Source organism: Shewanella sp. SR1 (assembly GCF_020447145.1).
Taxonomy (GTDB): Bacteria; Pseudomonadota; Gammaproteobacteria; order Enterobacterales; family Shewanellaceae; genus Shewanella; species Shewanella baltica.
Genome location: NZ_JAJAEF010000013.1, coordinates 1 through 13,061 on the forward strand (window position 1 = coordinate 1; position 13,061 = coordinate 13,061).

9 protein-coding genes and 1 pseudogene are annotated in these 13,061 nt (G+C 46.7%); 5 read left to right on the forward strand and 5 right to left on the reverse strand.

The annotated features are described in order from the left end of the window. Positions 1-69, reverse strand: a pseudogene (locus KV201_RS13280) (valyl-tRNA synthetase); the annotation flags it as partial. A gap of 219 nt (positions 70-288) precedes the next feature. Beyond that, on the reverse strand, positions 289-1,359 hold the full coding sequence (locus tag KV201_RS13285) for a YtjB family periplasmic protein (RefSeq protein ID WP_226059601.1): 1,071 nt from the start codon (positions 1,357-1,359) through the stop codon (positions 289-291). A 43-nt stretch (positions 1,360-1,402) separates the two neighbouring features. On the opposite strand from KV201_RS13285, the gene serB reads away from it, so the two are divergent. Next, positions 1,403-2,383 carry a phosphoserine phosphatase SerB gene (gene serB, locus KV201_RS13290; RefSeq protein WP_226059602.1) on the forward strand — a complete coding sequence of 327 codons (981 nt, stop codon included), beginning with the start codon at positions 1,403-1,405 and terminating at the stop codon, positions 2,381-2,383. Positions 2,384-2,511: 128 nt separating this feature from the next. Continuing rightward, positions 2,512-3,507 (forward strand): alpha/beta fold hydrolase, encoded by a 996-nt coding sequence (locus KV201_RS13295; protein WP_226059603.1) that lies wholly within the window; start codon positions 2,512-2,514, stop codon positions 3,505-3,507. Here KV201_RS13295 and KV201_RS13300 read toward each other — a convergent pair. Continuing rightward, positions 3,504-5,885 carry a PilZ domain-containing protein gene (locus KV201_RS13300; RefSeq protein WP_226059604.1) on the reverse strand — a complete coding sequence of 794 codons (2,382 nt, stop codon included), beginning with the start codon at positions 5,883-5,885 and terminating at the stop codon, positions 3,504-3,506. The two genes, KV201_RS13295 and KV201_RS13300, sit on opposite strands and share 4 nt — an antisense overlap. A 100-nt stretch (positions 5,886-5,985) precedes the next feature. Here KV201_RS13300 and radA point away from each other — a divergent pair, with 100 nt between their 5' ends. Then, a complete protein-coding gene (gene radA / locus KV201_RS13305; RefSeq protein WP_226059605.1) occupies positions 5,986-7,350 on the forward strand; it encodes a DNA repair protein RadA in 1,365 nt (454 codons plus the stop codon). 154 nt (positions 7,351-7,504) lie between these two features. Here radA and KV201_RS13310 read toward each other — a convergent pair whose 3' ends face one another. Then, positions 7,505-7,876, reverse strand: a complete 372-nt coding sequence (locus KV201_RS13310; RefSeq protein ID WP_006086924.1) for a PilZ domain-containing protein — start codon at positions 7,874-7,876, stop codon at positions 7,505-7,507. 199 nt (positions 7,877-8,075) lie between these two features. On the opposite strand from KV201_RS13310, the gene torR reads away from it, so the two are divergent. Then, positions 8,076-8,786 carry a two-component system response regulator TorR gene (gene torR / locus KV201_RS13315; protein WP_012587046.1) on the forward strand — a complete coding sequence of 237 codons (711 nt, stop codon included), beginning with the start codon at positions 8,076-8,078 and terminating at the stop codon, positions 8,784-8,786. Here torR and torT read toward each other — a convergent pair. Then, entirely contained in the window at positions 8,770-9,861 is a 1,092-nt protein-coding gene (torT, locus tag KV201_RS13320; RefSeq protein ID WP_226059606.1) for a TMAO reductase system periplasmic protein TorT, read from the reverse strand. The two genes, torR and torT, sit on opposite strands and share 17 nt — an antisense overlap. Before the next feature lie 58 nt (positions 9,862-9,919). Here torT and torS point away from each other — a divergent pair, with 58 nt between their 5' ends. Further along, on the forward strand, positions 9,920-13,018 hold the full coding sequence (torS, locus tag KV201_RS13325) for a TMAO reductase system sensor histidine kinase/response regulator TorS (protein ID WP_226059607.1): 3,099 nt from the start codon (positions 9,920-9,922) through the stop codon (positions 13,016-13,018). The last annotated feature ends 43 nt before the right edge of the window (positions 13,019-13,061 follow it).

A 13,061-nucleotide genomic window follows, 5' to 3' on the forward strand; every position in this document is an offset into this window, starting at 1 on the left:
GCCTAATTTAAAAGCTAAGGTGTAATCGCGTTGAGTACGCTTACGGCTTGAGTTACTTGATGTTGTCATAAAGAAGTCCTCTTTATGTCAACGTATTTCAGGACGGGACAGTGCTACTGAAAAAAGGGTTCGCATTGCGGACCCTTTTTTTATGCCAATTGTTAGCTGCTTTTCTATTCGACTTTATTATTTATGGCTTGGTTATTAGAAACTGGTTGTTTATGGCTTATCTAGAACCTAGCTATCAATAGATGAGTTGTCCTATCTTCCTATCTATTGAGATAGAGATTAACCTGTTAAATCTGTGTCGAGATCGCTTGACTCGCTGGGTGTTTTTGGCGTCGAGGTTTCGGCCGTAACGGCTGTTGCTTTAGTCGCGTGTTTTACCTGACGGACACTTTTAACCTTAGGTTTAACCTTTACAGGTGCCGCTTGTTCCGCATCGTTTGTCGCGTTTTCAACTGCTGTATTATCCTGTAACTCCAATGATTTTTCTGACGTTTTTTCGGCCTTAGTTTGCACGCTGGTCTGAGTGAGTTTATCGGTATTTGCCTCTGTCACTGCTTTTGGCGCCTTAGTGGGATTAGCCGCTTTCTCTTGTGGATGATCAGTGGTCGACACAGGTTGATATTCGGTTAGCACTTGCGCTGATCCATCACTCGCACTTTCAGATGGCCCTTCAGCTGAGGATTCTTTCTTAGATTTTTTCGGCGATTGACGCAATTTAACCCGAAAGCGGCGGCGGTCAAAATCGGCGCGTTTGAAAGACAAAGAGCGCGAAAGCAACATACCAATCAAGCCTGCAACCAGCAGCATGATTTGTTGTTGTTCCATGTTTAAGTTGTGGGCTTCTTTGATTTCGTTGAAAAACAGCTTGGTATCGAGCCTGACTTCGACATAACCTAGATTTTTCCCTTCTTGGATCACAGGCTCAACATAGGGAGGATATTTGCTTAGTAGCAAATTCATTTCTTCTGAGTCAGGGTCTACAACATCCTTAGTGATACTTTGGGCGAAAGATAACCGCATGCCTTGGTCGCTGAAGATAGCCGCAGACATCACCTTAGGATCTTCCACTAAAGCACTGGCGAGCCATTGCAACTGCTCATCATTTTGCAGTTGTAGCGCGGGCGCTGCACCATAAGCGGTTTGCTGTACCAGTAATCTGGCCATCTTTTGAGTTTGGGACTTTAGAAGCAGCTGACCTTGTAGTAGGCTTGTCTGCCACAATTGTACTAAGCCGAATATCAAGGCGAAGGCGGCGGCAATTTGGATCAGTCTACTGATTTTATGGCTTTTCTTTAGCCCTTTAAGATATAACACTTTGACCCTTAAAATGTAGAGCGCTTGCCTAATCATAATTGATTCTGAGTGAGCCCGATAGTTGGAGAATTTAAGTCCGATGGAAAGCTTGAACCAAGATGCGCTTTTTTTGTGGTTAGTCTCTGACCATTCCCCAAGGTTTGAACGCCAAGGGCAAGTGTTTGAACGTTATCAAGAGTCAGCAAACCCCGCTGGAGTTTCGCGTTTGCGGATTATCTATCAAGATACGTTAGCGCAGGCAGCGATATCGGCTTGGATTGCGGCATTGCCTTCGTCTGACGTTATCGGTATTGCCCATATCGAACGCCAAGTTGGTTTACATTGCATCGAGTTGGCGCTGGTGAATATGCCTTCTCAGGCACAGTTAGCGGCATTCCCTCAGTCTTTGGCTGAACTGCATGTCATCAATTTTGATTTGCCTCGCTTGAATCATCCCGGATTATTAGTGATGGACATGGATTCCACGGCGATTCAGATTGAATGTATTGATGAATTAGCGGCCATGGCGGGCGTTGGCGAGCGCGTGGCGGCGATTACTGAACGTGCTATGCAAGGCGAGCTGGATTTTGAACAGAGTCTGCGTCAGCGCGTGGCACAGCTTAAGGGCGCCGATGCCAGTATTATTACGACTTTGTGCGATAACTTGCCTTTAATGCCAGGGCTTGAGCCCATGCTTTTGGAGCTTAAATCCCATGGCTGGCGTTTAGTGGTGGCATCCGGCGGTTTTACCCCTTTTGTGGGCCATTTAAAGCAGCTGTTAAGCCTAGATGCGGCCTTTGCTAATGAGTTAGTCATCACTGATGGCAAACTCGCGGGTGAAGTGACGGGTAAAGTCGTGGATGCGCAGTTTAAGGCGGATGTGGTTGAGCGTTGCAGTGAGCAGTGGGACATTCAAAAAGGTCAAAGAGTCGCTATCGGCGATGGCGCGAATGATATCCCTATGGTGATGGCGGCGGATTTTGGTATCGCTTTCCATGCCAAACCTAAGCTGGTAGCGGCGGCGGATGCGAATATTCGCCACCTCGACCTGCGGGTTTTACCTTATCTGTTGCAAATCTAGGTTATTCACTTACTTGAAATATAAGTCGAGATGAAAGCCTAAGTAAGGACTGAGTTAGAGTAATGACTCTTGTCTTTTATTGATGAGCTGGTAGTTTAGGGAGATTGACAAACTACCAGTGACTTATTTTGACTCAGCTCGCCCAAGGCTCAACATCACCCATTTCACAGTCCTCAATCTACCTGCCGTACCGCGATGGACAGCTGCATCTACGGCAGTTATTACCGTCGGTGCCTGATTTTTCTAAAACGCCTATTCTCATGCTCCATGGCGCCATGTCTAACGGTCGGGTGTTCTATAGCCAAAGTGGCCGTGGCCTAGGTTGTTTTTTGGCTAAGGCGGGATTTGTGGTGTATGTACTGGATACTGCTGGCAGAGGGCTCAGTTTGCCGAAAATTGATCGTGATTTTACCTTAGGGCAAGGTGAAGTGATCCGCGAGCAATTACCTTTAGTGCAGCAGGCCATTCTCGATTTACATCAAAAAGCCTGTCAAGAACAAGCGGCTCAAGATGATCGCAAAGCCGTGTCGCCTTCGCAGGTGCATTGGTGCGCCCATTCATGGGGCGGGGTGTTAATGGCGAGCAGTCTGGCCCGTTATCCTGAGTTACAACAAAGCGTTCGTTCACTGCTTACCTTCGGTAGCAAGCGGACGATTCGGGTTAAGTCCTTCAAAAAGTGGTTGATGGTCGATGTCTTTTGGAACCGTCTAGCGCCAGGCTTAGCGATGGGCCAAGGTTACCTTGCTGCCGATAAGCTGCGCATCGGTATGGATAATGAGAGCCGCGCCTCGTTAGTTCAAAGTATCGATTGGGTGCAGGGTGATTGGATCGATCACGACGATGGATTTGATTATGCGAAAGCGGCAAAGCGCGCTCATTGGCCACCGGCTTGGTTTATCTCAGGGCAGAACGATACTGTGCTGGGGCATCCCGAAGATGTGGCGGATATGGTCGCAGAGTGCGGCTTTAAACGAGTTAAATCAACGCTTCTTTCTAAAGAGAATGGCTTTAAGCATGACTATGGTCATGCTGATATGCTGACGCATTTAGATGCCACCAGCGATCATTTCCCCAAAATTAGTGATTGGTATTTAAGTTTTGATTTGGCGGTGTTAAATGGTTAAGACTGTTTTTTGTGGAGCACTGGGTATCTTAATTCAACCTCTTGGGTGATATCCAAGAGTTCACCGACGCCAATCACTCGCCATAACTGTTCTTCTAACTGTTTGGCTTTGTGGTTTGCATGAATATGAATGTATTCCAACTCGCGGCGCAGATAACTCATGTCTGGCTTCTCTGTCGCGCCACGGTAAATGCGTAGAGCAATAAAACGGCCAGTAATGTTACTTTGATTGATAAAGGCTAACTGCGCTTGAGCGTTACCGATTTCTGTCGTTCGCATACACTTCAGATGAATTTTTCCGCGAGATTGTCGAGTTACTTGGACAAACACTTCAATGAAATCCATGTCTTGTTGTGGTTTCATCTGACGGATAGGTTCGAGAATATCCCGTTTAAAGAATCCGTCTTTTAGTAGCGGTGCTAAGTTATATTGCAGGGTATCTGAGGTTCCCGCAGCAAAAATATCGCTGACCTCATCTTGCCGCGTGCCGACGCCTAAACACGCGACTTGAGCTGCTTTTGTTGTTTTTTCAACAAAATAGGGCACAGAATGCAAATCACGTAATAATAAATTTTTTAAACCATCGGCTAGTTCATTAGCCTCACTATTGTTTTCGGTTAGTTGTTCTAACTTTTCCTTATTATGAGCGATGAGTTTATTTAAAAACTCCACTCCCACATGGGGAGAATGACCCATTACTGCGGTTAAATGCAGCGTCACGCCATTCTTACGGACTCTTACTAAGCGATAGGGGAGGTTATCTAGCTGTGTCTTGCCCGCGATGGTTTGTAGTTTAGGAAAACTAAGCATTAATGGTTTATTTGATGAAAAGTCTGCAGAGCTATCTAAAGTGACTTGCATGCCTCGACTGGAAATATCTAAGGAGATACCTGTAGCTTTGATATTTCCCTGTGTGATGTGCACTAAGGTTTTAAAGGCGAAACGAGCCTCTTGGCGTCGCTCGCTAAACTGCATGGAAACAAACTTAATTTGATTATTACTTAATCGCTGTTGACCAAATGTTTTAAGAGCATTGGCATTACTGTCGTCCTGCCATGCTTGGTAGTTTTCTCTGGCGTCTTCATTGCTGATATCGATGAGCTGAAGTATGTGACTAAATAGTGATAATTGTTGTTCGACCAGTGGGCTGAACTTAGCCTCATCACCAGGCAGAGTCTCACGGCGATAGCCCTTATCATGATAGATTTTATCTTGGGTGACTTTAAAAACTCGCCAGCTGGGTTTGGTCGACGCAAAGCCTAAGAATAAAGACATTATGCCCTTAGCTTTAAGCTCGGCTAAGGTGGCAGAGTAAAAATATAAGCAGCCTTGGGCGTTATAGGTAAAACTAAAAAATAGCCCATAGTCTGGGTTGTCAGGATGATTAAGCAGTGCCGATATACGGCTTGGCGTCAACATGGCTGGCAGCTGGCTGACATCATTTTCATCTTGAAAATAATGCACTATCTGCTGGTTGTCACGGCTGAGTAGCATGTGACTCAAACCTTGAGTTTGAGTATTGAAATACAAAGGTAAGTGAGGCAAATGGGGTAAATAATGGCGTTCAAATCCAAGCCCTGTTGCTGTGACTATGACATCATTCACATCTACCTTGTAACGCAATTTATAGCTGCGGATTAAATTACCGAGCATTTCACTTAAGGCTTCGCTGCCACCAAGGCGTTTAAGTCTTAGCCAAATATATTCGCCATTGATTTGACTATCAACAATTTGATAATCCACACCGAGCTGGAGATCGGGATAATAAAACTCATCACTGAGTTCCAGTAATTTTACTTTAAGTGGTTGGTCGAGATCGAAGGGTTGATTGGCTGCAAGACGAATGCGGGCGCCGCCAATAGATAAATCTGCAGTGATCCCTGGCTCTTCGCCACGGCCAGGTTGTGATGCTGCGATGCGGATACTGTAATTCATCCGCTCTTCTGCACGGTTGAAATAGCTGCCTAATACCACGCCTGGCACCATAAAAGGTTCTTGCTCGATAGCGCCTGTCTGCAGAGTACCTTGGCGTAACTTTAACTTACGTAGTTGATGAGCCTTGAGCACATGTTCATAGACGCCTAAGGTATATTGGTTGCGATACAGTGACATGGCCTCATGTAAACTGTTTTTGGCGGGTTCATCTAAAAAATGTCGCAGTTGGCCTAATATGACTTCAGTACAAGCAAGCTCTGATTTATCCCTGAGATCGATAATCCGCATGCAAGGTGACGCCAAACGATTGAGCTCCATTTTCAATAGAAAACGGGTCGAATTGGTTTCATCTATCGTCAGCTGCTGGAAAATCTCTTGGAAGTTAGGTTCCATGATTAATGGCTTGAGCTGTTCGATGAGTGCACTGTGGTTATCTAAACTCATGTAGGGTTCTTTTTAATGCTTATTTTGTATTGGACTGTTAGTCTTATGTCGGCAGTATTCATCGTTACTTAAATTGATTTTATACAGATTTTAATGAGTTATGGCAAAGAATAAAACAGCGTACGTGTGTAATGAGTGTGGACAAGACTTCCCCCGTTGGCAAGGGCAATGCAGTGCTTGTCAGGAATGGAATACGATTACTGAGGTCAGGCTCGGTGCGGCTTCCCCTGGGCGCAGTACTAAGTTTGTCGGCTATGCCGGCGCGAGCAGTAATGAAGTGAAGACATTAGATCAAATCGATCTCAATGCTATGCCACGAATATTGAGCCATTTCGGGGAGTTAGACCGAGTGCTCGGTGGCGGGATAGTGCCAGGTTCAGCCATTTTGATTGGCGGACATCCTGGTGCGGGTAAGAGTACGCTTTTATTGCAAACCCTGTGTCATCTGGCCGAGCAAATGACTGCACTGTATGTCACGGGTGAAGAGTCCTTGCAGCAAGTGGCCATGCGTGCCCATCGCCTTGGTTTACCAACCAATAAACTGCGGATGTTGTCTGAAACCAGCGTCGAACAAATTTGCGAAGTTGCCCTTAAAGAATTACCCAAAGTCATAGTGGTCGATTCGATTCAAGTGATGCACATGAGTGATGTGGCATCGAGCCCCGGTAGTGTGTCGCAGGTCCGTGAATCCGCCTCTTACTTAACGCGTTTTGCGAAGGAAAATGGCATTGCCGTGATCATGGTCGGCCATGTGACGAAAGATGGCAGTCTGGCGGGACCTAAGGTATTGGAGCATTGCATCGATTGCTCTGTGATGTTCGAAGGCGATAGTGATAGTCGTTACCGCACCTTGCGTTCGCACAAAAACCGGTTTGGCGCCATCAATGAGTTAGGTGTATTTGCCATGACAGAGCGCGGCTTAAAAGAAGTCGCCAATCCTTCGGCAATTTTCCTTTCCCGTGGTGAAGAAGAATCTTCTGGCTCGCTTGTTATGGTGGTTTGGGAAGGCACGCGGCCGCTACTTGTGGAACTGCAAGTGCTGGTGGATAACTCAGCCATGTCTAATCCGCGCCGCGTGGCTGTGGGTATGGATGCCAACCGTTTAGCCATGTTGCTTGCCGTGATGCACCGCCACGGCGGTTTACAGATGTCAGATCAGGACGTATTTGTGAACGTGGTGGGCGGCGTGAAAGTGACAGAAACCAGTGCCGACTTAACGCTACTCTTGGCTATGGTATCGAGTTTTCGTGGGGATATTTTGCCCAGCGATTTAGTCGCCTTTGGTGAAGTGGGATTATCTGGCGAAATTCGTCCAGTGCCCAATGGCCAAGAGCGATTAATCGAAGCTGCTAAGCATGGTTTTAAGCGCGCAATTGTGCCAAAGGCCAATGTGCCGAAAAAGCCTCCTGCGGGGATGGAAGTGGTAGGTGTGTCTAAGTTATCTGAAGCGCTAGAAGCGATTTAGTCATTAGGCGCGAGTAAAATTAGATGCTAGCTAAAGTAAGGCGCTAGCTAGGCTAAATGTAGATACTAGCTAGCATTAAACGCTCTCAAGCGAGATGCACGCCAGTAAGCAAAACAGCGCCATTAGGCGCTGTTTGTGTTTGTGAGCGAGTGTCTTAATCTGCGATATTGTGTTTTTCGATAAACAACATAAGTTCGCGATTCAGCAAGGAAGCATCACCTAAGTTCAGCTCCACCATACGTTTTAGGTGGCTGATGCTGTCGACGTCGATGAAGTTACACTTCAAGCCTAATTGGGCATTTTTTTGATGGACCAACTCAGTTTCCATACGGATCTCAATGTCAGATTCGGGCAAGATAAAACTGAGGGTAATTGCATCACCCGAGTGGATAAAATTTTGCGGCTCTTCGACCAAAGCGCCATTTAGACTCAAATCGAGAATGGTCGTCTCCCACTGTGCAACACCTTGCTGTAGATGTGCATTCGTGGCAAATAGAATCCGCGAAAACTTGCGCCTTTCGTCCATACCCAATCCTTTTTCTTTCATAGTCAGCTAAGTGTAGTCCCATCAGTGTCCCTAAGCATATGTCATATTGATGTGACTGTAAAAGCAGAGCAATTTTTTGTTCAATAAAGCTACCGAGATCGCATATTTAACCTTTCACGCATATGCAAATATGAAAAAGTATGAATAATTCACTTAAGTAAAATAAGAGAAATTGAAAATGACTTATAGTGTGCTCGTTGTCGATGATGAAGCGGTTATTCGTGCGCGATTGAAGGGATATTTTGAAAAGGAAGGTTATCGCGTCGTTGAAGCTGCCGATGGCGAGCAAATGTGGTACGAATTTAATCGCCAACATATCGATTTGATCATGCTAGATATCAATTTGCCCGGTGTCGATGGTTTGAGCCTGACACGTGAGCTGCGCAGTCGCTCCCATGTGGGTATCATTCTGGTATCTGGGCGGGATGAATCTATCGACAAAATCGTTGGTCTCGAAATGGGCGCCGATGATTATGTGACTAAACCTTTCGAGCTGAGGGAGTTGCTGGTTAGGGTAAAAAACCTTCTGTGGCGGATTTCCCTTGTGAAGCAAGCTGAGCTGGCGGTCGCCGAAGAATTATCTCAACCGGACGATGTGATCAGTTTCGAAGGTTATCAACTCGAACTCAACAGCCGCAAATTACGCCATGGCGATGCGTTGATCAAACTCACCAAAGCGGAATTCGAGTTACTGGCCGCATTTGCCCTGCATCCGCAGCAAGTCTTATCCCGCGAGCGTTTAATGCAGCAAACCAGCCACCGTAATCTGGATGTTAATGACAGAACGATCGATGTGATCATTCGCCGTCTTCGCAATAAACTCGACACTGAATTGTTTGTCACTATTCATGGCGAAGGCTATTTATTTGCCGCTAAAGTGGACGATTAATGGAGTTAGGTCGCACTTGGTACAGAGGGTAAAAGTCGGCTTCCGCTAGGCTGAAATCTAATTGGGACAAAGTGTTAGAGGATGATGTTCGCTTGATGATCGCTGGGCCTATATCGCCAAATGCCTTAGCGCCTTCGAGTTGTTTCACTGTGACATCAATTGCGAGTTTCCCCTGTAACACGACTAAATCATCATTGCTGTAGATGACTTTTTCCCGTTTTAGCCCACGTAAAATAGCGGGGGACAAGTAACTGCTTACTAGCTTGACTCTGTTACTTAATCCCTTTTGTTTCAAAGTACTAATGGCGGCTTCAATCGCCACTGCGCTGCCGAGAATATAATCCGGCTGCTGAGCTTTTAGCAGCATCTGCAACTGGTCACGATACAAATTGCGATTATTATCGGCGTGCTGAATTGCACTAATCTTGACTTGGCTCCCTTCAAGCGCCTGACGTATACCTTGCTCAACTAAATCTGTGCCACCTACGTTTTCTGGTCCGGCCAAGAGTGCCAAATTTGCCGTTTGATGTGGATGTTGTGCTGCAGCATCGGCTTTGATGAAGTTACCCGCCAGTAACCCCATTTGATACCAGTTCACGCCAATATGGGTTTGGACTCGGTCGCTATTGAGTTTATTGACTAGGGCTAACACGGGTTTAGTGAGCGGTGTTGTAAATTGGGCGAGTAAATCTGGGCTGACTGAGCCGAGCAAGATGGCATCATAGTCGCCTTGCATACAGCTTTGGAGCTGTGCCAGTTGTTTATCTTTATGGTAATAACTGCCTGCTTCGAAGAGATCGAGTGAGACGCCAAGGGTTTTGGCATGTTGGATCAGTCCATAATCAATGCCAATCCAGTAGGCATCTTTAAGGTGTGGTACTAGGGCGCAGATCCGCCAAGGCTTTTGAGCTTTTGTCAGCGGTAAGTAGTTTAATGTCTGGGATTGCTGGATTTTGACATTGAATGGCGTGCGCTGCTCTAATGGCCAAGTGAGGTTTTCACTTGTCGCATAGCCTGAAAACACGAGGCCAAATGTGGCGAGTGTGAACAATCGTTGCCAATATTTTCGCATCATCCCGTATTATCCGCTAAGCATAATCTTGGATGGCATTGTAACAGTTTAAGGAAGATGTGTGGCTCCTTTATCTTTATCGCGAACCAGTTTAACCGGTCGATTAATGCTCGCCTTCAGTGTGTTAGGCGTATTGCTGATGCTGCTTGTTAGCTTAGGTAGCTTGAGTCTACATTGGCTAAAACAGGCCGATAGTTACTTGTACGAAGAGTCACTCCCCGCATCCCAAGCGGCGAGGCAGCTAGTGCAAGCTTCTAATGCCTTGTCCGATGGTGTGCAGCAGTTAGGGCGGGTAGAAGATGAGCGTCAACGGGAGTTTATTGGTCGTAAACTGAGCCTTGAAAGTGTCAATATGTTTAATGGCATCAAAACCTTAACCACATTGGATGTTAACGAAGGCCAAAATCTTAACCAGCTGGCCGAACAAATCATCAGCCAATTAACCTCACTTGGCAAAAGTGTGGGTAGGCGTTTGAGCATGGGCGATGAGTTGCAGCTCAAGGCTCATGAATTGTCCATCGCCGCAGGACATGCCTCCGAATTACTTCAATCTGAGCTCGCCGTCGTGAATTCTGCCATCTTGGCGAAGTTGAGTCAGGCCTATCCTGATATGGCAGGCGCGAAGCGCAGCGGCCGATTGCTCGACGATGTGATTGAGGGGGAACTTGATATTCAAGAGCAGCTCAATCGCGCCCTTAAGTTAGTTCATCAAATTGCCTTGTTAAGTCAGTTATTTGAATCCTCCGAATTGCAGTCAGAATTGCAATTAAGTGTGCCGAATTTGCTGGCGACGTTCGCAAACTCGAATCCTTCCCCGAGTTTTACGCTTCCTGAGCCTGAGCCTGAGATGGCGACGGCAATGGACAGGGCGCTTGCCCATAAGACGGATTCAGCGCTTGCTTCGAGTGACATCAATATCGATTTGATGGCACTCGATAATGTGCCCGAGATAATTCGCGATCCGGGGCGTTTGCAGGCGTTAAAAACCGAATTAGCAGTGTTAGCGCACACACCACAAATCATTAAGTTACAACGGGAATTAAGCCAAACACTGCAGCAGCAACAGCGTCAGCAGCAAGAGTTAGCCGAAAAGCTCTATGGACTCAATACGCTGGTGGATAGAGCCCTAAATCAACAGCAACAACAAGCTGAATTAGCACGTAGTGATTATCTACACCAATTGTCCCTTGCTAGGCTTGGGCTTTGGGGCACAGGTGCCTTGATGTTTGTGGTAATAGGCTTTGTGATCTATCGAGTGATTTATCGCGGTATCGCCCTTAGGTTAAATCAGGCGACCGAGGCTATGTCCCGCTTGAGCTTAGGTGACACGGACGTGAGTTTAGAGGCCCATGGGGATGATGAACTGACTGCGATGGCAAATGCTATAGAAGCCTTCAAGCGTAAAACTGCCCATAATCTTAAATTACAGGCTGATTTACGTCAGGTGGCAGATGAGTTGACCGAGCATAAAAAGGCGTTGGAGCAAACGGTTGCTGCCCGTACGCAGGAGCTGGCCGATACCAATAATCGCCTCGATGCCGAAGCCAAGGGCCATGCTAAAGCAAGGCAAATTGCTGAAGAGGCGAGTCAGGCAAAATCCCAATTCCTTGCGACCATGAGCCACGAAATTCGCACGCCTCTCAACGGTTTACTCGGTACATTAACCTTGCTCGGTCACAGTGATCTACCGCCAGCGCAGCAGCAAATGTTAGCGCTATCGCAATATAGCGGCACTTTATTACAAACCGTGTTGAACGATATTTTGGATTTTTCGCGCCTTGAACAAGGGAAACTCACCCACGAGCCAAGGCCAACCGATATCAATACTTTGCTCGATGAAGTGCTGGCGATCATGGTTGCGGGTGCAAATTTAGCTGGGCTCAGCCTCAAAATGAACAAGCCTAAGTTACCAAGCTGCATCAATATCGATGGGCCTAAGTTGCGCCAAGTATTGTTCAACCTAATTGGCAATGGCATTAAATTTACGCAAGAGGGCTGCGTGACGCTAACTGTTAGTCTGCAAGGCACCCAATTGTCCTTTGTCGTACAGGACACGGGCGTTGGTATTGTGCCTGCGGCACTTGATAAACTTTTTGTGCCCTACAGTGCTTTACCTAATCAAGGTCGCAGTCGCGGCACGGGTTTAGGGCTCGCTATTTGTAAGCAATTGGTTGAGTTAATGGATGCTAGCGGCCGCGGGATTTGGGTTAAAAGTCAGCCAGGAAAAGGCAGTGAGTTTGGTTTTGAACTCGCCTTTAATGAATGCGATATGACCTATACCAAAGCGGTAAAAGAGAGGGTGTTAGTGCCTGCTCGCCAAGTGCTGGTGGTAGAAGACAATAAAGTGAATGCTATGGTGGCGCAGGGATTTTTAGCGCACTTAGGTCACAAGTCAGTGCTTGCTATCAGCTGCCAGCAGGCGCTTGAATTTGTTGAGTCTAGCGGTTTGGTTTTCGATGCTGTGATGCTGGATATTCAGCTCAGTGATGGCTCTGGAATCGATTTATTGCCGCAGTTAAAAATGTTGATCGCCAACCATAATGTGAAGTTTGCCGCCTTTACCGCCCAAATGCAGAGCGAGGATTTACAGCATTACCGCGAGGTAGGATTTGATGCTGTATTGGCTAAGCCTCTAAGTCTACAAACCCTTACAGAATGGCTTGGCGTTGCGGTTTCTCCCTTGTCTGCATCCATTTCATCATCGACCGTGAATTACCTGTTATCTGCGCCGCTTCAAGTCGCAACGGTAGCTAAGATTGCAGCGACAATAGCGGATGTCGATGATGAGCCGTTATTAGATCTCAAGCAGTTAGCGCAGGATAAGGATGTACTCGGCAGCGAAGCTATGATGTCTATGCTCGATCTTTTTAGTGATTCGAGTCGTGAGCAGCTTGCCAAACTGTCTCTAGCTAATCCCAAGGAAGAGGTAGCCAAATTGCTGCACGGGCTTAAGGGCAGCAGTGCCAGTATGGGGCTGATAGCGTTAGCTAAATTATGTAAGGAGTTAGAGCTGGCGCTAAAAGCCAGTGCAAATAAAGACAGTGTAGATAAAGCCAGTGCAAATAACGCGTTGGAGCTTAGTGAATTTCAACGCCTTGAGTCTTGCTGGCAGGCATCCATTGCCGCCTTGAGCCAATGGTTAGCTGCACAAAACGACTGAAATTGCCTGCTCATAAACCCATTGGATAGCATTAGTCTAAAGA